21 protein-coding genes are annotated in these 26,739 nt (G+C 73.7%); 17 read left to right on the top strand and 4 right to left on the bottom strand.

Going from position 1 to position 26,739, the window contains the following annotated elements; all coding sequences use genetic code 11:
• From ACZ6NC_RS37165 to ACZ6NC_RS37155, 3 genes are all read left to right on the top strand, one after another.
• Positions 1–1,719: condensation domain-containing protein (locus tag ACZ6NC_RS37165; protein ID WP_465738302.1), on the top strand; the 1,719-nt coding region annotated here is incomplete at its 5' end.
• A 90-nt stretch (positions 1,720–1,809) separates the two neighbouring features.
• Positions 1,810–2,307: a flavin reductase family protein gene (locus ACZ6NC_RS37160; protein ID WP_465738301.1), complete on the top strand. Its 498-nt coding sequence runs from the start codon at positions 1,810–1,812 to the stop codon at positions 2,305–2,307.
• A gap of 86 nt (positions 2,308–2,393) precedes the next feature.
• Positions 2,394–4,382, top strand: coding sequence for a glycosyltransferase family 39 protein (locus tag ACZ6NC_RS37155; RefSeq protein ID WP_465738300.1), 1,989 nt, complete (start codon positions 2,394–2,396; stop codon positions 4,380–4,382).
• Positions 4,383–4,460: 78 nt separating this feature from the next.
• On the opposite strand, the gene ACZ6NC_RS37150 is transcribed toward ACZ6NC_RS37155, so the two are convergent.
• The gene (locus ACZ6NC_RS37150; protein ID WP_465738299.1) at positions 4,461–5,072 is read right to left on the bottom strand and encodes a hypothetical protein; all 612 of its coding nucleotides are present in this window, start codon (positions 5,070–5,072) and stop codon (positions 4,461–4,463) included.
• Between the two features lie 409 nt (positions 5,073–5,481).
• On the opposite strand from ACZ6NC_RS37150, the gene ACZ6NC_RS37145 reads away from it, so the two are divergent.
• The 3 genes from ACZ6NC_RS37145 (at position 5,482) to ACZ6NC_RS37135 (ending at position 9,503) form a co-directional block, all read left to right on the top strand.
• Entirely contained in the window at positions 5,482–5,691 is a 210-nt protein-coding gene (locus ACZ6NC_RS37145) for a hypothetical protein (RefSeq protein WP_465738298.1), read from the top strand.
• Between the two features lie 225 nt (positions 5,692–5,916).
• On the top strand, positions 5,917–8,400 hold the full coding sequence (locus ACZ6NC_RS37140; RefSeq protein ID WP_465738297.1) for an aminotransferase class I/II-fold pyridoxal phosphate-dependent enzyme: 2,484 nt from the start codon (positions 5,917–5,919) through the stop codon (positions 8,398–8,400).
• Positions 8,397–9,503: a prephenate dehydrogenase gene (locus ACZ6NC_RS37135; protein WP_465738296.1), complete on the top strand. Its 1,107-nt coding sequence runs from the start codon at positions 8,397–8,399 to the stop codon at positions 9,501–9,503. Before ACZ6NC_RS37140 ends, ACZ6NC_RS37135 begins: the two co-directional genes overlap by 4 nt.
• Positions 9,504–9,593: 90 nt before the next feature.
• Here the strand turns inward: ACZ6NC_RS37135 and ACZ6NC_RS37130 are convergent, their stop codons facing one another.
• Positions 9,594–10,127, bottom strand: a complete 534-nt coding sequence (locus ACZ6NC_RS37130) for a YbaK/EbsC family protein (protein WP_465738295.1) — start codon at positions 10,125–10,127, stop codon at positions 9,594–9,596.
• 284 nt (positions 10,128–10,411) lie between these two features.
• Between ACZ6NC_RS37130 and ACZ6NC_RS37125 the strand changes: the two genes are divergently transcribed.
• The 7 genes from ACZ6NC_RS37125 to ACZ6NC_RS37095 all read left to right on the top strand — a co-directional run bounded on the left by ACZ6NC_RS37125 (position 10,412) and on the right by ACZ6NC_RS37095 (position 16,352).
• Entirely contained in the window at positions 10,412–11,281 is an 870-nt protein-coding gene (locus ACZ6NC_RS37125; RefSeq protein ID WP_465738294.1) for a TrmB family transcriptional regulator sugar-binding domain-containing protein, read from the top strand.
• A gap of 328 nt (positions 11,282–11,609) precedes the next feature.
• Positions 11,610–12,569 carry an ACP S-malonyltransferase gene (locus tag ACZ6NC_RS37120; RefSeq protein ID WP_465738293.1) on the top strand — a complete coding sequence of 320 codons (960 nt, stop codon included), beginning with the start codon at positions 11,610–11,612 and terminating at the stop codon, positions 12,567–12,569.
• Between the two features lie 22 nt (positions 12,570–12,591).
• Positions 12,592–13,341 carry a thioesterase II family protein gene (locus tag ACZ6NC_RS37115; RefSeq protein ID WP_465738292.1) on the top strand — a complete coding sequence of 250 codons (750 nt, stop codon included), beginning with the start codon at positions 12,592–12,594 and terminating at the stop codon, positions 13,339–13,341.
• 19 nt (positions 13,342–13,360) lie between these two features.
• Positions 13,361–14,071 carry an IclR family transcriptional regulator gene (locus ACZ6NC_RS37110; RefSeq protein ID WP_465738303.1) on the top strand — a complete coding sequence of 237 codons (711 nt, stop codon included), beginning with the start codon at positions 13,361–13,363 and terminating at the stop codon, positions 14,069–14,071.
• 140 nt (positions 14,072–14,211) lie between these two features.
• A complete protein-coding gene (locus ACZ6NC_RS37105) occupies positions 14,212–14,853 on the top strand; it encodes a DsbA family protein (RefSeq protein WP_465738291.1) in 642 nt (213 codons plus the stop codon).
• A 39-nt stretch (positions 14,854–14,892) separates the two neighbouring features.
• The gene (locus ACZ6NC_RS37100) at positions 14,893–15,105 is read left to right on the top strand and encodes an MbtH family protein (protein ID WP_465738290.1); all 213 of its coding nucleotides are present in this window, start codon (positions 14,893–14,895) and stop codon (positions 15,103–15,105) included.
• A 194-nt stretch (positions 15,106–15,299) separates the two neighbouring features.
• The gene (locus ACZ6NC_RS37095; RefSeq protein WP_465738289.1) at positions 15,300–16,352 is read left to right on the top strand and encodes a polyprenyl synthetase family protein; all 1,053 of its coding nucleotides are present in this window, start codon (positions 15,300–15,302) and stop codon (positions 16,350–16,352) included.
• A gap of 74 nt (positions 16,353–16,426) precedes the next feature.
• Here ACZ6NC_RS37095 and ACZ6NC_RS37090 read toward each other — a convergent pair whose 3' ends face one another.
• Complete coding sequence (locus ACZ6NC_RS37090; protein WP_465738288.1) at positions 16,427–18,577, bottom strand: MMPL family transporter; 2,151 nt, start codon at positions 18,575–18,577, stop codon at positions 16,427–16,429.
• 304 nt (positions 18,578–18,881) lie between these two features.
• Between ACZ6NC_RS37090 and ACZ6NC_RS37085 the strand changes: the two genes are divergently transcribed.
• The 3 genes from ACZ6NC_RS37085 to ACZ6NC_RS37075 all read left to right on the top strand — a co-directional run bounded on the left by ACZ6NC_RS37085 (position 18,882) and on the right by ACZ6NC_RS37075 (position 24,717).
• Positions 18,882–19,355: an acyl-CoA carboxylase epsilon subunit gene (locus ACZ6NC_RS37085; protein WP_465738287.1), complete on the top strand. Its 474-nt coding sequence runs from the start codon at positions 18,882–18,884 to the stop codon at positions 19,353–19,355.
• Positions 19,356–19,491: 136 nt separating this feature from the next.
• Positions 19,492–22,512, top strand: a complete 3,021-nt coding sequence (locus ACZ6NC_RS37080) for an AfsR/SARP family transcriptional regulator (RefSeq protein ID WP_465738286.1) — start codon at positions 19,492–19,494, stop codon at positions 22,510–22,512.
• A 261-nt stretch (positions 22,513–22,773) separates the two neighbouring features.
• Positions 22,774–24,717: an AfsR/SARP family transcriptional regulator gene (locus ACZ6NC_RS37075; protein ID WP_465738285.1), complete on the top strand. Its 1,944-nt coding sequence runs from the start codon at positions 22,774–22,776 to the stop codon at positions 24,715–24,717.
• An 88-nt stretch (positions 24,718–24,805) separates the two neighbouring features.
• On the opposite strand, the gene ACZ6NC_RS37070 is transcribed toward ACZ6NC_RS37075, so the two are convergent.
• Complete coding sequence (locus tag ACZ6NC_RS37070) at positions 24,806–24,961, bottom strand: hypothetical protein (protein ID WP_465738284.1); 156 nt, start codon at positions 24,959–24,961, stop codon at positions 24,806–24,808.
• Between the two features lie 151 nt (positions 24,962–25,112).
• Between ACZ6NC_RS37070 and ACZ6NC_RS37065 the strand changes: the two genes are divergently transcribed.
• Positions 25,113–26,729 (top strand): tryptophan halogenase family protein, encoded by a 1,617-nt coding sequence (locus ACZ6NC_RS37065; RefSeq protein WP_465738283.1) that lies wholly within the window; start codon positions 25,113–25,115, stop codon positions 26,727–26,729.
• Positions 26,730–26,739 lie beyond the last annotated feature (10 nt).

Genomic DNA, 26,739 nt, shown 5'->3' with positions numbered 1-26,739 from the left:
CGTTCCCCGCGGGAGGAGGTGTTGTGCACGGCGTTCGCCGAGGTCCTGCGGCTGCCCTCGGTCGGCATCGACGACAGCTTCTTCGAACTCGGCGGTGACAGCATCATGTCGATCCAGCTGGTCACCAAGGCCCGCAAAGCCGGTCTGGTGCTCGCCGTCAACGACATCTTCGAGCACCGAACGGTGGCCGGGCTGGCGTCCGTCGTCACCGTGCTCGACGACGGCGCGCCCCGGGAGCGGGACGAGCCGGTCGGGGACGTCGCACCCACGCCGATCATGCACTGGCTGCGGGAACGCGGCGGCGAGATCGACGGCTTCAGCCAGCCGATGCTGGTCCGCACGCCGGCCGGCCTGGACCTCCCGACGCTGACCGCCGTCCTGCAGGCGGTGCACGACAGGCACGACGTCCTGCGGGCCCGGCTCGGCGACACCGACGGCGGCGGCTGGCAGTTGAGCGTGCCCCCGGCCTCGGCGGTCTCCGTGTCATCCCGCATCCGGCGGGTCGACACCGTGGGGACCGGGGCGGTGGACCTGGTGCCGCTGATCAACCGGCACCTCGCCGAGGCCCGCGGCCAACTGGCACCCCGTGCAGGGGACATGCTCCGCGCCGTCTGGTTCGACGCGGGAGCGGACCGGCCGGGCCGGCTCCTGCTCGTGGCGCACCACCTGGTGGTCGACGGCGTGTCCTGGCGGATCCTGCTGCAGGACATGGCCGAGCTCTGGGTGGCGCTCGCCGCGGGCAAGGACCCCGACCTCCTGCCCGTCGGCACCTCGGTACGTCGCTGGAGCAGGCTCCTGGAGGCGGAGACGCGCCGGCCGGAGCGGCAGGCGGAACTCCCCCTGTGGACGGGGATCGCGAGCACACCGGACACGGGGCTCGGCCCGGCCACGCCGGCCGGAGATCCGGGACCGGCCGTGGGACGGGTCACCGTCGCGCTGTCGTCCGAGCACACCGGTGCCCTGCTCACCGAGCTGCCGTCGGTCTTCCACTGCGGCGTCGACGACGTCCTGGTGATGGCGCTGGCCCTGGCCGTCGCCGACCGGCGCCGCCGGCTGGGTACCGCAGCGGGTTCCGTCCTGATCGCGGTCGAGGGCCACGGCCGGGACGAGGACGTACTCGGCGCGGACCTCTCCCGGACGGTCGGCTGGTTCACCAGCCTGTACCCGGTCCGTCTGGACCCGGGCTCGGTCCAGTGGGGCGAGCTGTGGGCGGGCGGGCCGGCCGCCGGGCGGGTGGTGAAGCGGCTCAAGGAGCAGCTGCGCGCGGTTCCCGGCAGCGGCCTCGGCTACGGCCTGCTGCGGTACCTCGACGAGAGGGCGGGCGCGGAGCTGGCCGGCCTGGCCGTCCCGCGGATCGGCTTCAACTACCTGGGCCGGATCACCGGCCCCGGTGAGGCGGAGGGCGACTGGGCCGTGGCCCCGGAGGCGCCGGAGCTGGATCTCGGCGGAACAGACGGGCCGGGCCTGGCATACGACCTGGAGCTCAACGCCGTCACCATCGACCGGCCGGCCGGTTCCGAGCTGCTGGCGACCTGGTCCTACGCGCCGGGCGTGCTCTCCGAGGTGGAGGCGCGCGCGATAGGCGAAACGTGGCTGAGGGTGCTGAAGGCCCTGACGGTGCACGCCGCCGGGCCCGGCGCCGGCGGCCACACGCCGTCGGACCTCGGGCTGGCGGGTCTGGAGCAGGACGAGATCGAGCTGCTGGAGGGCGGCTGGTAGTTCCCAACTGATCGGCGGGCACCGAGAAGCCCGCGTGGCGGCGGTGGTAACCAGCCCACCGCCGCCCCCCTCAGTCAATCGGAGGAATCGATGTCCCTTGCACCCGAGGAATTCACCCGGGCCATGGCGCGGGTGCCGGGCCCGGTCACGGTGGTCACCATGGTCGACAGGTCCGGGCGCCGGTGGGGGTTCACGGCCAGCTCGTTCAGCTCCCTGTCCATCGCACCGCCGCTCGTGCTGGTCTGCCTCGGCAAGTCCGCCAGCACTCACGCGGCGTTCGCGTACGCCGACTACTTCATGATCAACGTCCTGGCGCAGGAACAGGCGGGCATAGCGCTGCGCTTCGCGCGTTCCGGCGTGGACCGGTTCGACGCCGGTGACACCCGACCGATGGAGCTCGGGCTGCCGGGTGTCCCCGAGGCGGCGGCGCGGATCGCGTGCTCCATGCACAGCGTCGCCGACGGAGGCGACCACTCCATTCTGATCGGGCGGGTCGAGGCCACCTATGCGGGCGAGGACGCGCCGCTGGTCTACTGCGACCGTTCGTTCCAGCGCCCGGTGGCGCTCGAGGCCGCCAGGTCCGTCTGAGTCCCGGTCCGTCCAAATACGGACCGTACTTCGAAGTCGTTGATGGATCGTTGGCAGATGATCGGGAGTCGCCAAAGCTTTGAGGCATGTTCATCACACAAGAGCGGACCGATTCATCCGGGCAGGCCGTGCCGCCCGACCGAGAGTCGCCCATCCGCCGGCGGCCGGGCGAAGTCCTGGCGCTGGCGCTGATTCTCGCGGGGGCCGCGCTCATCTACTTCTGGGACCTCGGCGGCCGGCCGATGGCTCCCTACTACTCGGCCGCGGTGCGCAGCATGTCCGAGTCGTGGACGGCGTTCCTGTTCGGCGCGGTGGACCCGGCCGCGTCCATCACGGTGGACAAGATTCCCGGGGGCTTCTGGCCGCAGGCGCTGTCCGTGCGGGTCTTCGGATTCCGTCCCTGGGCGGTCGTCCTTCCGCAGGCGGTCTTCGCCGTTCTGACGGTGCTGGTGCTGCACCGCGCGGTGCGTCGGCACGCCGGACCGACGGCGGCGCTTCTCGCGGCGGCGGCCATGGCGTTCACACCGGTGGCGGCGGCGCTCGCGCACTCGCAATGGCCGGACACGCTGCTGACGCTCCTGCTCGTGCTGGCCGCCGATGCGACGCTCCGGGCGATCGGCACCGGGCGGGCGCGAACGCTGGCACTGGCGGGCGCCTGGGTCGGTCTGGGCGTGCACGCCAAGATGCTCGCCGCCTGGGGCGTGCTTCCGGCGCTGGCCGCTGTCTACCTGGTGGCGGCGCCGGCGCCGCTGCGTCGGCGCGTCCGGGACGTCTGCCTCGCCGGCGCGGTCGTGCTGGCGGTGTCCTGCGCGTGGCCGGCGGTGGTCTGGCTGACACCGGCGGGTGATCGGCCGTTCGTCGACGCGACGACCGACAACAACCCGTTCGGCATGGTGGTCGGATACAACGGCCTCGACCGTTTCGGTGAGCACACCCAGTCGGCGACGGCCTTCCAGTACCGGACCGGCCTCCTCCCGACCGTCTTCGGGCTGTTCGGCACGCAGGTCATGTGGCTCTTCCCGGTGGCACTGCTCGCACTGGTCTGCGGCCTGTTCTGGCGGCGCCGCGCCGAGCGGACCGACCGGGGCAGGGCCGGGCTGCTGCTGTGGGGGATCTGGTCGGCGGTCTTCGTCGCGGTGTTCAGCGTCGCGCAGGTCAACCACGTCGCCTACGTGGTGGTGCTCGCACCTCCGCTGGCGGCGCTGGCCGGGACCGGACTGGCCGTGTTCTGGCGGGCCTACCGTGCCGGGGGTCCGCGGGCCTGGGTGCTGCCGGCCGCGATCACGGCCACGGTCGCGTGGGCGGTCGTCCTCTCCGGCCGGGTCGAGGGCTTTCGCTCGTGGGTGCCGGGTACCGCGATCGGTCTGGGGGCGGGGGCTGTACTGCTGCTGGTGCTGGGCCTGCTCGTGCGGCGGCTGCCCGGCTCGGCCGCGACGGCCGGAGCGGCGGCGGGTCTCGCGGCCGTGCTGATCGCGCCCGCGACCTGGGCGGTCTCCACGGCCGACAAGACGTACTCCGGCCTCGCCTTCAACCCGGCGGCCGGCCCGGTGTACGCGGAGTTGTCGTACATCGACGCTCCGCCCGGGGTGCGGGAACAGCTGATCGCCGGAGTCGCGCGGTTCACTTCCGCGCAGGCGCGCGGGGCGCTCTTCGTGACGCCGCCGCTCTCCGAACCGGACCGGGCGATGCTGCGGTACCTGCGGGATCGCGAGGGCGGCGCCCGGTACCTCCTCGCGGTGTCCGACGAGACCAGGGCAGCGGACCTCATCACCAGCACCGGCGCGAGGATCCTGCCGATGGGCGGGTTCACCGGGCGGATCCCCTTCCCGACGAAGGACGGGTTCCGGTCGCTTCTGCGCGACCGGGAACTGCGTTTCGTCCTCATCACCGCGCCCGCGGTCGAGCCTTCGCCGGTGATGGCGGAGAACCTCGCCTGGGTGGCGGCGAACTGCGCCGTCGTCGACCCGGCGGAGTACGCCGTGGCCGGCCCCGCGGCCGGTCCGGCCGGCGGCGCCCCGGGGGCTGCCCCCGAGAGTCGTCTGTACGACTGCGAAGGGCACCTGCCGTCCCCGTGACGAGTGCGTCCGGCCGTACGCGCGCGACGGTGGTCCGCCCCTATCCGGGCGGACCACCGTCGTCGTACGGGGCACCGGTCAGCGGGAGGCGACCTCGGCCCGTGGCGCGGCGGTCGGGACGGCGGGCAGGCGCCGCCGGCGCCGCCAGTAGGCCGCGGTGACCGCCGCCAGCAACGGCCCCCAGAGCAGCACCGGGGCGTAGCAGACGGTGAACAGCACGGCGCGCCAGTCATGCGTCTGGGACGGGAAGGTGGCGGGGAGCGGGTCACCGCGGAGGGTGTGGCCGGTGACGATGGCGACGCCGAGGGTCGTCCACAGAACGGTCAGCACCGTGGCACCGATGACCGCCGGCACGACGGCGGCGGCTGTCGGCACCCGCCGTCCTCCCAAGCCGGGAAGCCGGCTCGGGAAGACCTCGCCCCAGCCGGCCACCAGTCCTACGGCGGTGAACGCCAGGAGCTCGGAGACGACGGACAGGAAGACGACGTACACCTCGGCCGGCGCCCCGAACACCGGCGCCATGTCCCCGTGGGCGCTGTCGCCGCCGTCGAGCGGCAGGTGGAACGTTCCGGCCGCGATGCGCCAGAGGCTGGACGGCAGCACGGTGAACGGAATGGCGTAGGCCGCGAGCCGTGTCCAGCGGGCGACTCCCGCCACGGGGTCGTGGGCGGCTCTCCAGGCCGCGCGCATTCGCCCGGTTGTCAGGGGAGTTCTGGTGAGGCTGGACATGTGCGACCCTCCGGTCCGGCGGGCAGTCCCTGCCCGGTCTCCTCCGAACATAGCAACCGATAACCGGAGTTGACCTAGGTCTTCGGGCTGAGCGCATCCCCCTGGAGGGTGAGGTCCGTCTCGTTCGGCGGGTGGAACCACGGCAGGCGGACGGCTTCGTGCGGCGGTGCCGTCGGCCTGCGACAGGAGGCGTGTCCGGCGCGGACGTGTCGGCCGCGGTCTTCCCACAACCGGCCTGCATCACCATCCGGTTCGAAATATTCGACGTGGCGTAGCGGGGCCGCCGTCCCCGGCGCACGCTTCACCCGGTGGTGCTGTCGACCAAGCACCGGACGGCCCGCGTCGCGGGGGAACAGCGTACGACCTGACCGTGATCGCCACCAGCCACAAGATCACCGGTGGTCCGACCTGCCTGGTCGTGGAGGGCCGGCAGGCGGTCGTCTTCTGGGCCGCGTACACGCCGCCGGCCGCCTGGGGGCCGATGCTCGCCGTTCTTACCGTGCACTACTACCGGCGTCGCCGCGCCGCCGAGGCGGCGGACGTGGGTGCCGTGCGCGCGGAGCCCCTCGTGGCCGGCTGACGGGCCTTCGACCGGGCACCGGAGCTCGTCGGCGGGCGCGGAACCGGGCCGGGGCGCACGGGGCGCGTGTCAGCAAGCTGCCGATCCGAGCCCACGGCCCCCGCGGCCGACGAGCCTGCGCGTCCAATGGGAACCGGCACTGGCTCCGTCGATTGGGAGAGCGGAAAGCACTATGGACGAACACGCTGTCGTAGGGACCGGACGGCACGCAGAGGCGGTGGCCGCATGAGCACCGACGATCTCCGCGCCGCGGTGAGGCAGGCGCTGACCCTCGACGACTACGCGGCCCTGGCGCGGGACGGGATGGATCCGTCGGTCTGGGACTTCATCCAGGGCGGCGCGGGGGAGGAGCGGACGCTCTCCGAGAACCTTCTCGCCTTCGACCGCGTGCGGCTGCGTACCCGGGTGCTGACCGGGGTGAGCGAGGTCGACACCTCCGTCACGGTTCTCGGCCGCCGCTGGGCCGCGCCGGTGGGCGTGGCCCCGATGGCGTACCACACGCTGGTCCACCCCGGGGGCGAGATCGCGACCGTACAGGCGGCCGGGGTGGCGGGCCTGCCGGTCGTGGTGAGCACCTTCGCGGGGCAGCCCTTCGACAAGCTGGCCGCCGCCGCGAGTTCGCCGCTCTGGCTCCAGGTCTACTGCTTCCGGGACCGCGCGACGACCCGTCAACTCATCGAGCGCGCCGAGAAGGCGGGGTTCGAGGCGTTGGTGCTCACCGTGGACACGCCGCGCCTCGGCAGGAGACTGCGCGACCTGCGCAACGACTTCCGGCTGCCCGCGGGCATCGTCCCCGCCAACCTGCCTCCGGCCGACTACTCGTCACCGAGCGGCCACGGGCGCACCGAACTGGATCCGGCGCTGGACTGGTCGGTGGTCTCCTGGCTGCGGTCGGTCAGCAGCCTGCCGGTCCTGCTCAAGGGCGTCACCACCGGCGAGGACGCCGCCCGCGCGCTCGCGGCCGGCGCGGACGGCCTCGTCGTCTCCAACCACGGCGGCCGCCAACTCGACGGCGCGTACGGCACCCTGGACGTGCTCACGGAGGTCTCCGAGGCGGTGGCGGGCCGCTGCCCGGTGCTGCTCGACGGCGGCGTCCGGCGCGGAACCGACGTCCTGGCGGCGCTGGCCCTCGGCGCCGACGCCGTCCTGCTCGGTCGCCCGGTGCTGCACGGCCTGGCGGTGGCCGGGCAGACGGGCGTCTCCGACGTCCTCGACATCCTGCACGGCGAGTTCGAGGACGCGCTGCTGCTCACCGGCACGCCTTCGGCCGCCGAGGCGGGGGCCGCGCTGGTGCGACCGCTCGCCCCGCTGCCCGTACCGCTGGAGCCGGCACCGCCGGCCGGGCCACCCGCCGCGGTGGCCGCGACGGAGCCCGGCGTCCTGCGGAGGGAGGAGCTGCACGCCAGCCTCGGCGACCCGGTGCTCGACACCATGAACTTCCTCAACGAGGTGACCACCCGCTACCCCGGGGCCGTCTCCTTCGCGCCGGGCCGCCCCTACGAGGGCTTCTTCGACACCGAGCAGCTCTTCACGCACATCCGCCGCTACCTCGACCACCTGGCGGAGCAGGGCGACACCCCGGCGGACATCCGGACCAAGCTCTTCCAGTACGGTCCCACCGCCGGGCTCATCAACGGCCTGATCGCCGACTCGCTGCGCAAGGACGAGGGAATCGACGTCGCGCCCGGGTCGATCGTGGTGACGGTCGGCTGCCAGGAGGCGATGTTCCTCACCCTGCGCGCGCTGTTCGCCGGCCCGCGGGACGTCCTGCTCACCACCAGCCCCTGCTACGTGGGGATTACCGGCGCGGCCGCGCTGCTCGGCATCCCGGTGACCGCCGTCGAGGAGGGGACCGACGGCTTCTCCTGCGCCGCGCTGGAGGCGGCCGTCCTGGCGGAGCGGGCCCGGGGCCGGCGCCCGCGCGCGCTCTACGTGGTGCCCGACCACTCCAACCCGTCCGGCAACACCATGCCCGGACGGACCAGGGAGGAGCTGCTCGCGCTAGCCGCGCGCCTGGACCTGCTGCTCATCGAGGACAACCCGTACCGCCTGGTCAGCACCGGAACCCGGCTGCCCACGCTCAAGGCGCTCGACACCGAGCGCCGCGTGGTGCACCTCGGCTCCTACTCCAAGACCGTCTTCCCCGGCGCGCGGATCGGCTTCGTGGTCGCGGACCAGACCGTCCGGGACGCCTCCGGCGCCACCGGCCTCCTCGCCGACGAGCTCGTCAAGATCAAGAGCATGGTGACGGTGAACACCCCGCCGCTCAGCCAGGCCGCGGTGGCCGGCATGCTGCTGGCGGCCGACGGACGCCTGTCGGACCTCAACGCCGGTCCCGCCGCGCACTACGGGGACGTCCTGGCGGCCGTCCTGGAGCAGCTGGAGCGGCACTTCCCCGAGGAGCGGCGCCGCGAGCTCGGCATCGGCTGGAACGCCCCCGGAGGAGGCTTCTTCCTCACCGTCGACGTCCCGTTCGCGGCGGACAACGCCGCCCTGCTGCGCTCCGCCGAGGAGCACGGTGTCATCTGGACCCCCATGTCGTACTTCTATCCCCAGGGAGGCGGCGAACACGCCATGCGACTCTCCTTCAGCTACCTGACCCGTTCGGACGTCGAGGACGGCATCGCCCGGCTGGCCCGCTTCGTCGAGGCCGAGGCCGAGGCCGGACGGGCCGGCGGCGGGCCCGAGGCACAGGGGCCCGTCCGATGAGGAGTGCCGTCGTCATCGGGACCGGCGCCATCGGCACCTCGGTCGCGCTGGGCCTGGCCCGGCACGGCGTGACCGTGTACCTGGACGACGTGAACCGCACCGCCCTGCGGACGGCCGAGGCCATGGGCGCGGGTGCGGCGGTCGCGCCGGACGAGCCGGTGGACCTCGCCGTGCTCGCCGTGCCGCCGGCGCACATCGGCACCGTCCTGGCGCGGGCGCAGCGCCGGGGACTGGCGCGTTCCTACACCGACGTCGCCAGTGTGAAGGCCCGGCCGCACCACGAGGTCGGCCTCGCCGGCGCCGACCCGTCGAGCTACATCGGGGGCCACCCGATGGCGGGCACCGAGCGGTCCGGGCCGCTGGCCGGCCGGGCCGACCTGTTCGAAGGCAGGCCGTGGGTGCTCACGCCGTCCGCCCGCACCGGCCAGGAGACGCTGAACCGCGCGCTCGAACTCGCCTCGCTGTGCGGCGGCACGCCGATCGTCATGGACGCCGTCGCGCACGACCGCGCCGTCGCCCTCACCTCGCACGCCCCGCACCTGGTCTCCGCCCTGATGGCGGCCCGCCTGGAGCTGGCGGGGGAGGAGAGCATCCGCGTCGCCGGGCAGGGCCTGCGGGACGTCACCCGGATCGCGGCCGGCGACCCCGGCCTGTGGGGCGAGATCCTCGATGCCAACGCCGACGCCGTCGCGGACGTCCTCGACGAGTACTCCGCCGACCTCGGCCGGGCCATCGCCGCACTGCGCGCCCTCGGCGGGAGCGACGCGGCGCGGCGCAAGCACGGCGCGGCCGCCATGGACGACCTGCTCCGGCACGGCAACCGGGGGCGGGCGCGGGTCGCCCTCAAGTCCGGCACGCCGCTGACCGACCTCACCGCGGTACCGGTCCTGGTGCCCGACCAACCGGGCGCGCTGGCCAGGCTGTTCACCGCGGTGGGGGAGATCGGGGTGAACATCGAGGACGTGCGGATCGAGCACTCCCTGGACCGGCCCCGCGGACTGGTCGAGCTGTTCGTGCAGCAGGGCTCCGTCCAGGCGCTGTCCCGGCTGCTGGGCGCGGGCGGCTGGACCGTGGCGGACGAGGCCGAGATGGCCGCCGTCTGACGGCGAGCCAGGGCGAAGGAGCAGAGCTCCGGTGGTTCGGGATCGCCGAACCACCGGAGCTCTGTCGTTTTGTCGGGCCTCGGCGGGGTCTCAGCCGGCGGCCGGCACCGGATCGCGCTGGGCGACCGGCCGGATCACCGGGCGCGCGATGGCGGCCCAGTCCTCGGGTGCCACGGCAACGGAGCAGTCGAGCCGGGCCGCGTTGAAGAAGATCTCGTCGTGCTCGAGCAGGCCGGGGTCGGCCAGGAGCTCCAGGTCCTTGTGGAACGAGAAGGGGACGATGGAACCGCTGCGGCATCGGGTGAGCCGCTCCGCGGTCCGTTGGTCGGCGAACGCCGCACGGTCGCCGCCGAGCAGCTGCGCGACGGCTTCCAGGTCGACCCGGCGGTCCCCGGGAACGACGACGACACCGTGCCGGGGCGGGCCCCCGGCGGTCTTGGCCCGGACCACGATGGATTTCGCGGCCTGCCGGAGCGAGTGCCCGCGCACTTCACTCGCCTCGGCGGTACGGCCTTCCGGGCGGTGGTGGATCAGACGGTACGGCACCTCCATCAGCGACAGCATTGTCACGATCCGGTGGTGGATACCGTGTTCGGTCACGTCCGTGAGCGGGGTGCTTTTCACGGCAATTCCTCCCTCGAAAGGTTGCCCATGGAACGTAATGCCGATCCGGGGGCGGGAATTCGAAATTGGCCGGTAGCTGTCATGTCCGGAATCGGTCAATGACCGCCGCGCGGGAGGGCCGGATCGACACTTCGGGTGGGCGGCCGTACACGCAACGTCAGAATCCGGGCCCCGGGGCGGCGCTGGGGCGGGCCGGCCGCGCAGCTTGCTGACAGCACTGTAGGAGTGCCGAGACCCGCGCTGTTCCATGACGGTGGACGGAGTCGCACGTCATGGGGGTTGTCATGATGAGAGAAGTGTCGGCGGTGCCGGAACCGGCGCCGGTCGCGCACCGCTGGCCGGAGGACGAGGTCGAACAGGGCCTGTTGGAGGTTCAAGCGCTGATCGAGGACACGGTGGTGAGGCACCGGGACTTCGTGTCCCGTGCTGCCGTGGTCACCACCGTGCAGTCCGACGAGTCGGTGTTGTCGGCCGAGGCCGCCCGGCTGATCGGCCGCACCCGCCGGGGCCTGGAGGTGGTCCTCGCCTCGGACGTGCCCTGGGCCAGGGGCATCTACCGGGCGCTGGGCGAACTGCTGGCCGCCTGCGGCGACTCCGTCCAGGTGCGGCTGTTGTGCGTGGAGGGCACCCTGGACCGCGAGTTCGTCCGGACCCAGCTCGACGCGGGCAGCCGGCTGGAGGTCAGGATGGCCCGGCTGCCGCGGATGGAGACCGTGCTGGTCGACCATCAGGTCGTCCTGGCCAGCACCGACTCCGCGGCCGGTGGCCGGCAGGCCGCCGTGATCCGGGACAGGTCCGTGATCCGCACCATGCACAACCTGTTCGCGGGTGTCTGGAGCAGTGCCGTCCCGCTGGCCGGCCACTTCGACTTCGGCGGCTGGGCCAGGACGGAGTTCGCCCTGCGCATCCTCGACCGGCTGAACGCCGGGGTGACGGACGACGTGGCCGCCCGGGAGCTGTCGGTCTCGGTCCGCACCTATCGCCGCTACGTGGCCGAGATCATGGAGCTGCTCGGGGCCAGCTCCCGCTTCCAGGCCGGATCGCGGGCCGCTGAGCTGGGACTGCTCCCCACCGAGCGGACACCCCGCCCGATCCGGGCCCACCATGCCCGGGTCGGCGAGGACCGGCAGCCCGGTGCCCTGGCAGCTTCCTGAAAGGGTCGTTGCCGCCGGTTCCCGCGGCCGGATAGAAAAGTCGCGGCAACCGGCCGTCTCCGCACACCGGCGGATGCCCGGCCGGCCCGCGCGGACCACGGTGCGGGGAAGCCGCCTGCCGCGGTCCGGAGCCGGCAGTTTTCAGAGCTCCGGCAGCCACCTCCCCGGGCGGGCTGCCGGAACCGCCGTCCGGGCGGCGCGCGTTCCCTCGGGAACCGCTGCGCCCCGGTCGGTGGCAGATGGCGGAGGCCGGTCCCGCACCCCCGGCGGGACCGGCTCCGCCCGCAAGACCCGGGCAATCGAGATCGCAGACTGGAAGGGTGCATCCATGACTCCCGAACCGATCGCGCTGTTGTTCCCCGGACAGGGCACGCAGCGGCAGGGCATGGGAGAGCCCTGGCGGGAGGTCGATGCCTGGGCCCTCGTCGACACGGTCTCGGAGCAGTCCGGGCAGGACGTCGCCGAGCTGCTGCTGCGCACGGACGGCGCGCTGCTGCGCCGGACCGACCTCGCGCAGCTGGTGATCTTCACCGTCGCGGTGATGGCGCACGACGAGGCACTGCGGGGCGGGCTGCTGTCCGAGGCGCCGATTGCCGCCTGCGCCGGCCACAGCCTCGGCGAGTACGCCGCACTGGTGGCCGCCGGGGCGCTGAGCCTCCCGGACGCGGCCGCGCTGGTGGCGGTCCGGGGCCGCGCCATGCGGGAGGCGGCGGAGCTGCGCGACGGCACCATGGGGGTGTTGGTCGGCGCGCCGCTGCCGGCCGTCGAGGGGCTGGTCGCCGACGCGCGGCAGGCCGGGCACCAGGTGTGGGTGGGCAACGTCAACGCGCCCGGCCAGGTGGTGATCTCCGGCTCGGTCGACGGTGTGGCGGCGGTCGGCGCCGAGGCGCCGGGGATCGGCGCGAAGCTGATCGCCGTCCCGGTCGGCGGTGCCTTCCACAGTCCGTACATGGCGCCCGCCGCCTCACGGCTGCGGGCCGCGCTGGCCGGCGTCGAGTTCGCCACGCTGCACACGCCGGTGGTCGCCAACGTGGACGCCCGCCCGCACGCGTCGGGCGCCGACTGGCCCGAACTGTTGTGTTCCCAGCTGACCTCGCCCGTGCTCTGGGACGCGGGCGTCCGGACGCTGCTCGGCCCGCTGGGCTGCGGCCGGCTGATCGAGCTGGGGCCGGGGCGCACGCTCGCCGGGATGGCGCGTCGGATCGCGCCGGCGGCCGAGGTGCTCTCCGTGGACAGCCCGGTCGCTCTCGGGGCTGTCGGCCCAGCAGTGCTGGGCGTACGGGCATGACGAACCGAGAGGAGAGGGAGAGATGATCGAAAGCACGGTCGACAGCAGGTGGTTCCGGCGCTACCCGCCGTCGGGTGGAGAAGCCGTCAGACGGCTGGTGTGCCTGCCGCACGCGGGCGGGGCCGCCAGCGCCTTCCACGGCTGGGCCGAGTACTTCGGTGCCGGGGTCGAGGTGCTGGCCGCCAGATACCCCGGCCGACAGGAGCGGATCGCCGAGGACTGCATCACGAGCATGCCGGAGCTCGCCGAGGCGGTGACCGAGGCGCTGCTGCCGTTCCTGGACCTGCCGGTCTCCCTGTTCGGCCACAGCATGGGCGCCTCGCTCGGCTACGAGGTCGCGCTCAGGCTGGAGAACGAGCACGGCGTCCGGCTGGAGGGTCTGTACGTCTCGGGGCGCCGGGCGCCGCACCGCCTCGCCCCGGAGCCCACCTACCTGGGGGGCGACGAGGCCCTGCTCAAGGAAGTGCTCAAGCTCGGTGGCACGGAGGCGGCGCTGCTCGGCGACCCCGACCTGTACGAGCTGGTGATGCCGGCCCTGCGGGCCGACTTCGAGATAGTCGGCACCTACCACGCACAGCCCCCGCACCCGGTGAGCTGCCCGGTGGTCGGTTATGTCGGCGACAGTGACGAGGGGATCAGCCCGGTCGACATGGCGGCCTGGGCCGACGTGGCCTCGGTCTCCTTCGACCTGACGGTGTTCCCGGGCGGCCATTTCTACCTGCTGGACCAGCGGGACGCGCTGGTGCGCGACCTGGCAGCGCGGATCGCGTGACGCGGTGGCCACCATGACCATCGACGCGTCCAGCGGGGTCGGCGTCCTCGACAAGACCTCGCTGCTGCTCGGCGTGCTGGCGGACGGGCCGGCCTCGCTGCGGACCCTCAGCGACATCACCGGGCTGTCCCGTGCGACCGTGCACCGGCTGGCCCTGGCGCTGGAGAGCATCCGGCTGCTGACCAGGGACGTGCAGGGCCGCTTCGTGCTCGGCCCGAGGATCGGGGAGCTGGCCGTCGAGGCCGGCCGGGACCGGCTGCTCGACGAGGCCGACCAGGTCCTGGCCGAGCTGCGGGAACGCACCGGGGCGAGCGTCCGCCTGTACCGGCGCCACGGCGATCTGCGGATCTGCGTGGCCTCGGCGGAGGGCCCCGGCACCGGTCGTCAGGCCCGGTCGGCGCTGAGCGTGGCCCTGCCGATGAAGGCCGGTGCGGGCGCCCAGGTGCTGCTGGCCTGGGAGGATCCGGAGGAGCTCACCCATGCGGTGCAGGGTGCCGGCTTCGGTGGCTTCACCCTGACGCGCGTCCGGCAGCAGGGTTGGGCGCAGAGCCTGGGGGCGGGCGAGCTGGGCTTCGCCGCGGCCGCCGTGCCGGTGCGCGGGGCCGCGCGGAAGGTGGTCGCCGCATTGGTGGTCGACGGCCCGGTCTCGCTGCTCTCCCGCACTCCGGGTCGGCTCTGCGGCGGCCTGCTGATCGACGCGGCGACGCGGCTCGGCCAGGGCCTGACCTGACCGGCCGTCCTTCGGCCGGCCGGGAATTCCCGGCGCCGGCTCGCGGGACCTGGCAGTAAGTTGCAGAAGGCTTGCCCCGGTCCCGCAGAAATCGATAGAAATCCGTACGGCAATTCATTGCGAATTCCTTGGAGACGGTGATGGCAAGAAAACTGCCGCGCTGGTACTTCTCGTTCAGCAGCGCGTACTCCTGGATGGCCTACCGGGACCTCACCGGGAGGTATCCCGATGTGGCGGAGGCGATCGACTGGCTGCCGTTCTGGGAACCGGACGACGCGCACCACGACCACCTGGAGTCCAGCGGCGTGCAACTGCCGTACGTGGCGATGTCCAGGGAGAAGTACCTGTACGTCCTCCAGGACGTCGGCCGGCTGGCCCGGGAGCGCGAACTGGAGATGGTCTGGCCGCTGGACCGGGCGCCCCGCTGGGAGGTCTCGCACCTGGCCTACCTGGTCGCCCGCGACCACGGCCGGGGCCGGGAGTTCATCGACCTGGCCTACCGCGCCCGGTGGGAGGAGGGCCGGGACATCTCCGACCCCGGTGTCGTCGCCGCCCTCGGCGGGGAACTCGGTCTCGACCCCCGGCTCCTGGGCTGGGCCTGGCAGGACCCGGAGGTGCGCAACCGCGGCCTGGAGGCGCTCAACGCGCCCTACCGGGACGGGGTCTTCGGGGTGCCGTACTTCATCGACGGCTACCAGCGGTTCTGGGGAATCGACCGCCTGCCCGGATTCGTCTCGGCGGTGCGCCACCGCATGGCGGCCGCCAGCGCCACCGCAAGCTGACCAACCTTCGTTCCACAACCATCCGACAGGAGCCCGATCATGGCGACCAACCCCTTCGAGGACGACAGCGCCTCCTACTACGTTCTGGTCAACGAGGAGAACCAGCACTCGCTCTGGCCCGCCTTCGCCGAGGTCCCGGCCGGCTGGACGGTCGTCCACGGCCAGGACGGCCGTGAGGCCTGCCTGGAGTACATCAACACCAACTGGACCGACATGCGCCCGAAGAGCCTGATCGCGGCGATGGGCGCCTGACGACCACTGGCGGCCGACGGCCTCCGCCGCCGCGCCGCCACGACCAGGCCCCGGTCCGACCCCACGCGGACCGGGGCCTTCCGCATGCCCGGTGACAGCTTGTTGCCAGCTTGTCGGGGAAGCCGGGCCCGCCGGACGGGACGGCTCCTAGGGTCGAGTTCGAACGACCGTACTGACGCCCCGCTGGAGGACCGATGACCGCCCTGACCGCCGACCTGCGGCCCGACTCGCTGGCCGGCCGCCTGGACGTCACCGACCCGGGCCTCACCGCCAGGTTGCACCGGGCCACCTCGGAGGCGGAGGTGCGGCTGCGCGCGGTCGCGGCCGACGTCCCCGATGCGCTCGTCGCGGACTGGTCCGGCTACCTGATCAGGGCCGGCGGCAAGCGGCTTCGGCCGCTGCTCGTGCTGCTCGCCGCCGAGTTCGGCGGCCGGCCGGGCGGTCCGGCCGGCACGGCGCCCTCGGAGCGCGTGCTGGACGCCGCCGCCCTGGTCGAACTGGTCCATGTGGCCTCGCTGCACCACGACGACGTGATGGACGGCGCGCGCAGCCGGCACGGCGTGCCCAGTGCCCCGGCCCGCTGGGGCAACCGCACCGCCGTCCTGCTCGGCGACCGGCTGCTCGTCAAGGCCGGCCGGCTCGCCGCGGACCTCGGCGACGACGTGGTCCGGTTGCAGGGGAAGGCCGCGGAGCGCCTGGTCCGCGGGCAGCTGCGGGAGCTGACCGGCCCGGGGGCGGAGGAGTCCCCGCTGGCCCACCACCTGGGAGTGATCTCCGACAAGACCGCCTCGCTGATCGCGCTCGCGCTGCGCCTGGGCGCGCAGCTGGCCGGCGCCTCTGAGCCGGCCGTCCGGGCGCTCGGCGAGTACGGCGAGCAGCTCGGCATCGTCTTCCAGCTCTCCGACGACCTGCTGGACTTCACCGCCGAGCCGGCCGAGTCCGGCAAGGACGCCGGCATCGACCTCGCCGCCGGGGTGCGCACCCTGCCGGTGCTGCTCGCGCTGAGCGAGGACGGGCCGCGCGCCGCCGAACTGCGCGAACTGCTGGACGGGGGGCCGCTGGTGGACGAGCGCGACCGTCGTCGCGCGGCCGCCCTGCTGCGCAGCTCCACCGCCGAGTCGCGCGCCCGCGAGCTGTTGCACGCGTACGCCGCGGACGCCCGCGAGGCGCTGGCCGACCTGCCGGACATCCCGGCCCGCCAGGCCCTCGACAACCTGGTCGCCCTGGTGGAGCACCGCACTTCGTAGCGCCGGAAGCCGAAAGACGAGGGACCGCCGGGTCGAAGCCGACCCGGCGGTCCCTCGTCGGTGGTGGTGACGGGTCAGCCCGTGGTGCGTCCGGTGGAGACCAGGACCGGCTCCTCGCCGGATCGCGCCGGCGCCTGCTCCGCCAGCCCCGGCCACCAGGCGCGGCGGCCCAGCAGGGTGGTGGCGGCGGGGACGAGGAACAGCGCCATCACGAAGGCGGTCAGCAGGATGCCGAACGCCACCGCGAAGCCCATCTGCTGCAGCATCGAGTTGTCGGCGAGCATCAGCACACCGAAGGTGCCGGCCAGGATGACCGCCGCCGCGCTCATGGTCGGCGCGGACCTCGCGATGGCGTGCCGGATGGCCTCGCGCGGGTCGCTGCCCTCGCGGATCTCCTCGCGCAGGCGGGCGACCATCAGGATGTTGTAGTCGGTCCCGATGGCTACCACGAAGAGGTAGACCAGCACCGGCAGGCTGAACAGCACTCCGTCCTCGCCCTTGAGGCCCTGGAAGAGCCAGACCGTTGCGCCGAGCGTTGCGGCGAAGCCGAGTCCGACCGAGATCATCAGGAACCAGGGCGCGACCACGCTGCGCAGCAGCAGGCCGAGGATCACCATGATGGCAAGCCCGGCGACCGGGAAGACGACCGTGTAGTCGTGCTCGACGGCGGTGCGGATGTCGGCCAGGACGGCGGAGGTGCCGCCGACCAGGGCCTTGGTACCGGCGGGCGCGGCGGCGTGGGCCTGGTCGCGCAGCGGGCCGTCGACGAGGTCGATCGCCTTGTCCTCGCTGGGGCGGTAGCTCAGCGAGACGCTGTACTGGGCGACCGAGCCGTCGGCGCCCGGTACGGGCTCCGAGACCTGGGAGACTCCGGCGATGCCGGCGAGCTTGTCGCGGTAGGCGGCCAGCTGCTCGGCGGGCAGCGCGCCGCCGGCGGTCTTCTCCAGGAAGACGGTGGTCGGCTCGGCGCGGCCGGCCGAGAAGCCGCTCTGGAGGTCGTCCATGGCCTGCACGGACTCCAGGGTCTTCGGCTGCGAACTGCTCATGTCGAAGGAGGGCTTGAAGCTGAGCGCGCCGACCGCGAGCACCACCAGCAGACCGCCGGAGACCGCAGCCACGACGGCCGGGCGACGCGCCGTCAGGGCACCGATCTTCTGCGGCAGCGCGTTCTTGGGCTCACGCCGCCAGGCCTTGGAGGGCCAGAAGGCGGCCCGCCCGAGCAGCGCGAAGACCGCGGGGACGAGGGTCACACCCGCCACCAGGCTGACGGCGACCGCGATGGCGAGCGCCGGGCCCATGGCGCGCAGCATGCCCATGGTGGAGAGGGTGAGTGCCAGGAAGGCCACCACCACGGCGCCGGCGGCGGAGGCGATGGTCTCGCCGACACGGGCGACGGCCTCGGCCATGGCGGGCCGCGGTTCCAGCCCGGCCCGCAGGAACTCCCGGTAGCGGAAGAGCAGGAAGAGCAGGTAGTCGGTGCCGACGCCGAACAGGACGACGATCAGCATGGTGGAGACGGAGCTGTCGGCGGTCAGGCCGAAGACGGAGCTGGCGGTGGAGATCAGCCCGATGGCGGTCAGGTAGACCATGGCGATGACGACCACCGGAAGCAGCGCGATCAGCGGGCTGCGGAAGATGACGCCCAGCAGGATGATGATCAGCAGCAGGGTGGCCATCATGATCATGCCGTCGGTGTTGCTGCCGGACTCCTGGGCGTCCAGCGCGCTGGCGGCCGGGCCGGTGACGCCGAGCTTGAGGGCGGTGCCGCTCAGCAGGTCCTTGGCGTCCGCCCGCAGCTGCTTGACGTCGTCGGTGACGGCGGGCTCGTAGATCTCCTTGGTGTCGGCGTAGATCTGCGCCAGGCCGATCTTCCCGTCGGGGGAGAACGCGGCCGGGTCCGACTCGACCTTCTTGAGGTGGGCGTACTGCTTGGCGCCCAGGCCCGCGGCGACCTTCGCCACGTCGGCCTTGTCGGCGTCGGTCAGCGTGGCGCCGTCACCGCGCTTGAAGACACCGATCGCGGCCGGCTGGTCCTGTCCCGGGAAGGCACGCTTCTCCAGGTCGGCGACCTGGACGGATTCGTAGTGCGAGGGCAGGAACTCGGCCTGGTCGGTGGTCGACTTGAGCTTGGGGGCCAGGGCGGTCAGCGCGACGGCCGCAACGAGCCAGGCTGCGACGACCAGCCACGGTCGGCGGACGACGAACCGTCCGATCCGTGTGAACATGACACTCCTTGTGGTCCGATGGCCCTCGAACGGGGTGCGAGCCCGCACGGCCACCCGAACTGATGGATGGTGCGCGACCGAAGTCCGCGACTGCAGAGGTGAGGCTGCAGCATCGCACCGCTGGTCTCCCGCACACCTGCGACGTGACAGCTTGTGGCCACTCGCCGCCGGCCGGGGGCGCGACCGGCGGCGGGCGGTTCAGCTTGCGGACCGCCGGCGGGCGAACCGTGGCGTCCCGCACCCGGGGTCCCTAACGTTCGACTGTCCGTCGGGAACAGCCGACCACCAGAAGGGGGGATGACCGGTGCCGGATGCCGCACTCACCGCGTCCACCGTGCGGGACCGGGTCGAGGTACCGCGGGGCCTGAGGACTGCCGTCCGCTCCGGCGGCGCCGGGGCCACCGGGGCCCGGCAGGCCGGCGAAAAGATGACGGTCCATCAGGAGTCCGACCCGCTCCGCGGCCCCGGGGCCCTGGCCGCGCAGGACCTGGCGGGTGCTCATCGGAGCGCCGGACAGGCCGGCCGCCAGGCAGATGCCGCTCCGGGCCCGGAAGGACGGGAGCCCGCCGGGGTGAGTGCCACCGCCCCCGGTGGGCCCGAACGGCCCGGGGCGCTGCTGCGGGTCCTGCGCGGAAGCCCGACGGCGGACGAACTGGCCGCCCTCGCGGCGGTGCTGGTCCTGGCCGCACGCCGCCGAGCCGAGCAGCCGCCGGCGCCGTCGCGGAGCCCGGTCCCGGCCCGCTGGACGCGTGCCGCTCCGCGCCCCCACCGGCTCTGATGCCCGGGGCGGGTGGCAGCTTCCTGTAACCCGGCTTGCCCGCCCGCGCGCAAGGCTGTTACGAACAAGGCAAATTGGAAGATCGAAGCGAATGCGGCCGAATCGCCGCGCGGCTGCGGCCGAGGGGAGGCGGCTGATGCTCCAGGTGGTGTTCAGGATCCTCGGGCCGCTGGACGTCCAGGTGGACGGGCGGCCGGTGCCGCTCTCCGGGGCCCGGCAGCGCACCATCCTCTCGATGCTGCTGCTCTCCGCCAATCGCGTCGTCTCGGTCGACACGCTCGCCGACGCCGTCTGGCAGGGCAGGCCTCCGAACACCTTCGTCAACCAGATCGCCATCTGCGTCTCCGGGCTGCGCAAGACCTTCAAGGCCGCCGTCGGCATCGACGACCTGATCGTCACCGTGCACCCCGGCTACCTGCTGGCCACCGGCGAACACCGCATCGACGCGGTCGAGTTCGAGGAGTTGGTCGCCGAGGCCAGGGCGGCGGCGCGGAGCGGGCGCAGCACCGAGGCGGCCGAGCTGCTGGAGGAGTCGCTCGGCATGTGGCGCGGCCCCGCCCTGGAGGGTGTGGTCGGCGAGCGCGTGGCGGCCGAGGCCACCCGGCTCGGCGAGCTGCGTCTGGCCGTCTACGAGGAGTTCACGGCGCTGCGCCTGGACCTGGGCCGCCACCGCGAGCTGGTCGGCGAGCTGACGTCCTTCATCAAGGAGAACGGGCTTCGCGAGCAGGCCAGGGCGCAGCTGATGCTCGCCCAGTACCGCTCCGGCCGGCGGGCCGAGGCGCTGGAGACCTTCCGGGAGGCACGCCGGCTCTTCGTCGACGAACTCGGCATCGAACCCGGCCCGCTGCTGCAGAAACTGCACGATGCCGTGCTCGCCGACGAGTCCTGGCTGACCGCGCCCACGGCCGCGCCGATCGAGGACGCCGCCCCCGGGCCGCCGCCCGCCGTCGTCGCTGCGGTGGCGATCCCCGCCCAACTCCCGGCCGACGTCGCCGCCTTCACCGGACGGGCCGAGGAACTGGCCATCCTGGACAGACTGCTGGCCGGTTCGGGCGACCGCTCGGTGCTCCCGGTCGGGTCGATCACCGGCATCGGCGGGGTCGGCAAGACGGCCCTGGCCCGGCACTGGGCGCACAGGGTGGCCGCGCGCTTCCCGGACGGCCAGCTCTTCGCCGACCTGCGCGGCTACGACGAGTCCGACGAGCCGCTCACCCCCAACGCCGTCCTGGACCGCTTCCTCCGCGCCCTCGGCGTGCCCGCCCCGGAGATCCCCGCCGACCTGGTCGAGCGCGCCGACCGCTTCCGCAGTGAACTCGGCGCCCGGCGGGTCCTGGTGGTCCTCGACAACGCCCGCTCGTTCGAGCAGATCCGCTGGCTGCTGCCCGGCACGGGCCGCCACTGCGTCCTGGTCACCAGCCGCGACCCGCTCGACGGCCTCGCCGGCGACTACGACTTCGTCCACCTCTCGCTCGGCGCGCTGGACCAGGCCGAGGCGGCCGAACTGGTGACCAAGGTGGTCGGCGGCGACCGGCTGGCGGCCGACCCGGCCAGCGTGGCCGAACTCGGCGCGCTCTGCGACCGGCTGCCGCTGGCCCTGCGGATCGCCGCGGCCCGGCTGGCCGGCAAGCCGCACTGGACGGTACGGCAGCTGGTGGACCGGCTGAAGGTCCAGCACCGCCGCCTGGACGAACTCAGCGAGGGCTCGCGCGGGGTGCGGGCCGGCTTCCGCCTCAGCTACCGCGGCCTGCCCGCCCAGGTCGCCCGGATGTACCGGCTGCTCGGCCTGCTGAACGTGCCGGACTTCTCCGCCTGGGTCGGCGCCGCCCTGCTGGACATCGACCCGCTGGACGCCGAGGACCTGATCGAGCAGCTGGTAGACGCCCAACTGCTGGAGGTGGTGGCCGACCGCCACAGCGGCCAGGTCCGCTACCGCTTCCAGGACCTGCTGCGGCTCTTCGCCTCCGAGTGCGCCCACGAGCAGGAGGACTCGTCGGCCCGGAGTGCGGCGCTGCGACGCGTCTTCGGCGGCTGGCTGTTCCTCGCCGAGGAGGCGCACCGCCGCATCTACGGCGGCGACTACACCGTCGTGCACGGCCCGGGGCCCCGGCACCCGCTGCCCGACGGGCTGGTCGGCGCGCTGGTGGAGGACCCGATGGAGTGGTTCGAGCGCGAGCGCGCCTCGATCGTCGGCATCGTCGACCAGGCCGCCGAGAACGGCGAGTCCGCGCTCGCCTGGGACCTCACCATGACCAGCGTCACGCTCTTCCAGAACCGCAACTACCCGGAGGAATGGCGTCAGTGCGCCGAACGCGCGCTCGCAGCGGCGCAGCGCACCGGCGACGCCCTCGGCGAGGCGGCGATGCTGCACTCCCTGAGCACCCTGGAGGTCGTCCAGTTCCGCTGGGAGGAGGCCGGCGCCCGGCTGGGACGCGCCCTGCGGCTGTTCGAGGAGCACGGCGAGCGGCGCGGCGAGGCGCTGGTCCGGCGCAACCTCGCCCTCTACGAGCGCAACCGGGGCAACCTGGCGGCGGCCCGGGAGGAGGGCTACCACTCGCTGGCCGGGTTCCGCGCGGCGGACGACCCCTACGCCGAGGCCCACGTGCTGGGCATCCTGGCCCGGATCGAGCTGGAGTACGGCGACCAGCGGACCAGCCTGGAGCTCACCGAGCAGGCGATCGCGATGCACCTCGCGGTGGGCTCGACGCGCGGTGAGGCACAGAGCACCGTCCGGCTGGCCGAGGTGCTGGTCAGCCAGGGCGAGGGGGAGCGGGCCGAGACGGCGAGCCGCCGGGCACTCGAACTCGTGCGCGCCACCGGGGACCTCCGGGGCGAGGCGCACTCGCTGCGCTGCCTGGGCGAGGCGCTGTGGAAGCAGGCCCGGCCGGCCGAGGCGGCCGACACCCTGCGTGAGGCGCTGGCGGTGGCCGTGCGGGTGTCGGACCGCTTCCTGGAGGCCCGGGTGGGCACGCTGCTCGCCTGCGTGACCGTGGTCCTGGGGGACCGGGTCGAGGGGGCCGGCCTCCTCGCCACCGCGGCCGCGCTCTTCGACGAGCTCGGCTCACCGGTCTGGCAGCAGCGGGTGGCCGGCCTCGACCGGGCCGTGCGGGGCGCCGGCGCCCTCGACTCCGAGCGGCTCTGGCAACTGCTGGAGGCGTGACCTACCAGCGGGGCAGGCCGTCGGTCCCCTGGTCCGCCCGGGTACTGCGGGCGACGGCGGTCCAGGGGTCGTCCGCGCGATCGTGGGTCATGGTCGGTCTCCTCGGTCTCTCGTGGGCCCCCGCCGGGCACGACCTTATGCGGAAGGGATTTTGACCCTCTTTCGAACCGGTTTCAAAGACCTGGGGCCGGGGGCGAAATCCACCCGACAGAGCGGCGACAGGCCGGCTCCGTACGGTCGGCCGGTCAGGATTTCCGCCGCGTGGAACGGGGTCAGCCCATGCAGTTCGTCGAGTCCCCGGATGCCGGGGAGGCCGCTCCGACCCTGGAGTTCCGCCTGCTCGGTCCGGTCGAGGCGGCGGCCGACGGCCGGGACGTCCCCCTGGACGGCGCCAAGCAGCGCTCCGTTCTGGCCGCCCTGCTGCTGGCCGGCGGCCGGCTGCTGCCCGACGACCGGCTCAGCACCCTGCTCTGGGGCTGGGACCCGCCGGCCACCTGGACGGCACAACTGCACACCTACGCCTCGCGGCTGCGCGGGCGGCTCGGGCCGCAGGTCACCCTGGTCCGCCGCGGCCCGGGCTACCGGCTGGACACCGGGCCGGCCAGGGTCGACCTGCGCGAGTTCGAGCGGGGCGCCGAGCTCGGCCGCCGCGCCCTGGACGCCGGCCACTACGCCCGGGCGGCCGAGCTGCTGTCGGCGGCGCTGGCACACTGGCGCGGCGAGCCGCTGACCGGCGTCACCGAGCACCTGGCCGAGAAGGAGCTGCCCCGGTTGGAGGAGAGCCGGCTCGCGGCCCTGGAGAACCGCATCGAGGCGGAACTCGCCCTCGGCGGCCACCGGGCGGCCGTCCCCGAGCTGAGCGGGCTGGTCGCCGAGCACCGGACCCGCGAACGGCTCCGCGGGCAACTGATGACCGCCCTGTACCGCTGCGACCGGCAGGGCGACGCCCTGGAGCTGTACGAGGCCGGGCGGCGGCTGCTCGCCGAGGAGCTGGGCGCGGACCCGGGGCCGACGCTGCGCCGGCTCCACCAGCAGGTGCTCACCGGGACCCTGCCCGGCCCGCCCGCGGCGGAGCGGCCGGCGGCCGTGGCCGTCCTCCCGGCCACCCGGACCGGGGGCGAGCCGTCGCCCACCGCTGCGCGCCCGGCCGAGGGCGGCGGAGCCTGGAGCGGGCTGGTTCCGGCGATGCTGCCGCCCGGCAGCGCCGACTTCGCCGGCCGCGAGCGCCCGCTGGCGGCGGTGCTGGACGCCCTGGGGGCCCGGCGCGCCCACGGAACGGATCCCGTCGCCGGGGGAGCGGCCGGCCCGGTGGTCCTGACCGGTGCCGCCGGCACCGGGACGTCCGCACTCGCCGTGCACGCCGCCCACCTCGCCCAGGCGGACTTCCCCGACGGCCGGCTCTACGCCGACCTGCGGGCGGCCGACGGCACCGCCGTCGACCCGGCCGACGTCCTCGCCCGCTTCCTGCGCGCGCTCGGCACCGACGAGCGCGCGATGCCGGAGGGCCTGGACGAACGCACCGAGCTGTACCGGAGCCTGCTCGCCGGCCGCCAGGCCCTGGTGGTGCTGGACAACGCCTCCGACGGCCGCCAGGTCCGCCCGCTGCTCACCGCCGACGCCCGCTGCCGCACGGTCGTCGCCGGTCGCGCGGTGCTCGGCGCGCTGGCGGGCGCCCGGACGGTCCGGATCGGTCCGCTCGACTTCCCCGACGCCTACCGGCTGCTCGCGACCGCCGGCCAGGAACGGGTGAGCGCCGACCCGGCCGCCACCGCCCGGATCGTCGAACTCTGCGACCGCCTGCCGCTCGCCCTGCGGATCTGCGCCGCCCGCCTGGCCGCCCACCCGCACTGGACACCGGCCCGCCTCGCCGACCGCCTGGCCCCGGTGGACCGCCGGCTGGACGAGCTGCGCTTCGGCGACCTCGACGTCCGGGTGCGCCTGTGCGCCGGCCTGGCCGGGCTCGACCCGGCTGCCCGCGCGGCCCTGCCGGCCCTCGCGCTCGACGAGGCCGACAGCTTCACCGTCGCCGACGCCGCCGGGGTGCTCCACGCGACCGAACCCGAGGCGGAGGAGGTGCTGGAGCTGTTGACCGGCGCTCGGCTGCTCACCGCCGCCGGCGACGACCGCGCCGGACTGCGTTACCGCTTCGCGCCGCTGGTCCGCCTGGTCGCCCGTGAGCAGCCCGTGGCCGCCCTCGTCGCCTGACGGCTCTCGGGCCGGGCTCTTCCGGCCGAGCGCCCGTTCCGCTTCTTGCGGGGCGGGCGCTCGGCGTTGCGCGTCCCGGCCGGCGCCGTCAGCCGCACCCACCGGCGTGTCCGACATCGAGACTGCGGGCCGGGAGCGGTGCGGTCGCCGCCAGCATGTCCGGGTCGCTGAGCAGAAGTTCGAGATCGAGGTAGAGCGGCAATTCCTGTTCGATCACGTTGGTGTTGCTGCTGATTGTCTCCACAATCGCCTCCGGTCCTCTCGCGGAATTCCTGGTCGCGAGAAGAGGATCGGCCCGGCGGCTATGGCCCCCCTATGAATCCTCTGCGGCCCGTCGGCGGCGGCGGACAGAAGTTTCATAGAAATCCTATGGGCCGCTCGGGCAACGTCCTGACGTGGATAGAAGCATCAGCGACGTGATAGTTCTCGGAGCCGGACCGGCGGCCTGGATGAGCGCCGCCTATCTCCGGAAGGAGCTCCAGGAGACTGTTTCAGTGACGGTCCTGGAGGAGGCGGACGCCGCCGCGGAGCCCAGCGTGGAAAGAGCGCTCCCGTCACTCCAGAACTGCTTCTTCGACATTCTCGGAATTGACGAGGACGACTGGATGCGTGCCTGCGCGGCCACGTTCAGCATGGCCGACCGCTATGTGAACTGGCGTACGGCGGGGCCCGTCGACGCCCGCCCGCGAGCGCTCCCGAGCGCCCGGGCCGATGCCTTCTACCACCCGTTCGGGCTGCTTCCCGAGCACGACCGGCTCCCGCTCTCGCACTACTGGCAGCACCGCCGGCACCGGGGCGAGACCACCGAGCCGTTCGACTACGCGTGCTTCCGCGAGCCGCCGCTGCTGGACGCCCGGCGCTCCCCGCGCTGGCTCGACGGCCGGCCCGCCACCCGCTACGGCTGGCATTTCGACCGCCGCGCCTTCACCCGCTACCTGCGTCGCCACAGCGTTGCCGTCCGGGGCGTACGACGGGTGCGCGGCGCCCTGGCCCGGGTCGAACAGGACGAGCGCGGCCACCTGACCGCCCTGCACACGGCCGCGGGCGAGCGGCTCACCGGCCAGCTCTTCGTCGACTGCTCCGCCGACCGCCGGCTGATCGGTGCGGTGCTGGCGGAGCCGTTCCTCGACCTGCGGGACCAGCTGCCGTGCGACGCCGTGGTGTCGGTGAGCGTCCCGCAGCCGGACGGCCGGCGCCGCGGCATCGAGCCGCACAGCACCCTGCTCGCGATGCCCGCCGGGCGGGCGGGGCTCTACCCGCTGCTGGACCGCGCGGGCGCCGACTACGTGTACGCGCGGGAGTTCGCCGGCGCGGCGGAGGCCGCCCGCGACCTCTGCCGGCTCTGGGGCCTGGACCCGGAGCGCACCGAGGTCGCGTACCACGAGCAGCCCGCAGGGCGCACCCGCCGTGCCTGGGTGCGCAACTGCGTGGCCGTCGGCCCGGCGGCCGGCGTGCTGGAACCCGGAGGGGCGGGCGGGCTGCACCTGGTGGTCCGGGCCCTCCAACTGCTGGTCGGGCACTTTCCCGGCGGGCCGCCCCAGCCGGTGCTCCAGGAGCGGTTCAACCGGGCGACGGCCTGCTCGTTCGACGAGGCGGGGGACTTCCTCCAGCTCCGCTACGGCTGTTCCCCGCGCACGGACACACCGTTCTGGAAGGCCGCCCGCGGGCTCGCGCTGTCCGGCGGCGCGCGCACCAGGACCGACCTCTACCGGGCCGGCCTGCTCGCCGGGTCGGTGCTCGCGGAGGAAGCCCGGTACTACGGGCACAGCACGGAGGAACCGCTCAGCCCGTGGAGCGACGCCGACTACTACTGCGTCCTCGCCGGGCTCGGCCTGGAGCCCGACGGCCCGCCGCCCGCCCTCGCCCACCGGCCCGAGTCGGTGCGCGGCGCGGTGCCGGTCTTCGACCGGGTGCGCCGCCAGCAGCGCAGCCTGCTGGAGACCCTGCCGGACGCCTACGCCTACCTGAGGCGCCTCCACTCACCGTGGAACGGCGGCGGGGCGGCCTGCTGAACGGCCGTGC

The sequence above is a fragment of the Kitasatospora sp. NPDC041988 genome (assembly GCF_055588525.1).
This window is presented reverse-complemented; position numbering and strand designations above follow the sequence as displayed.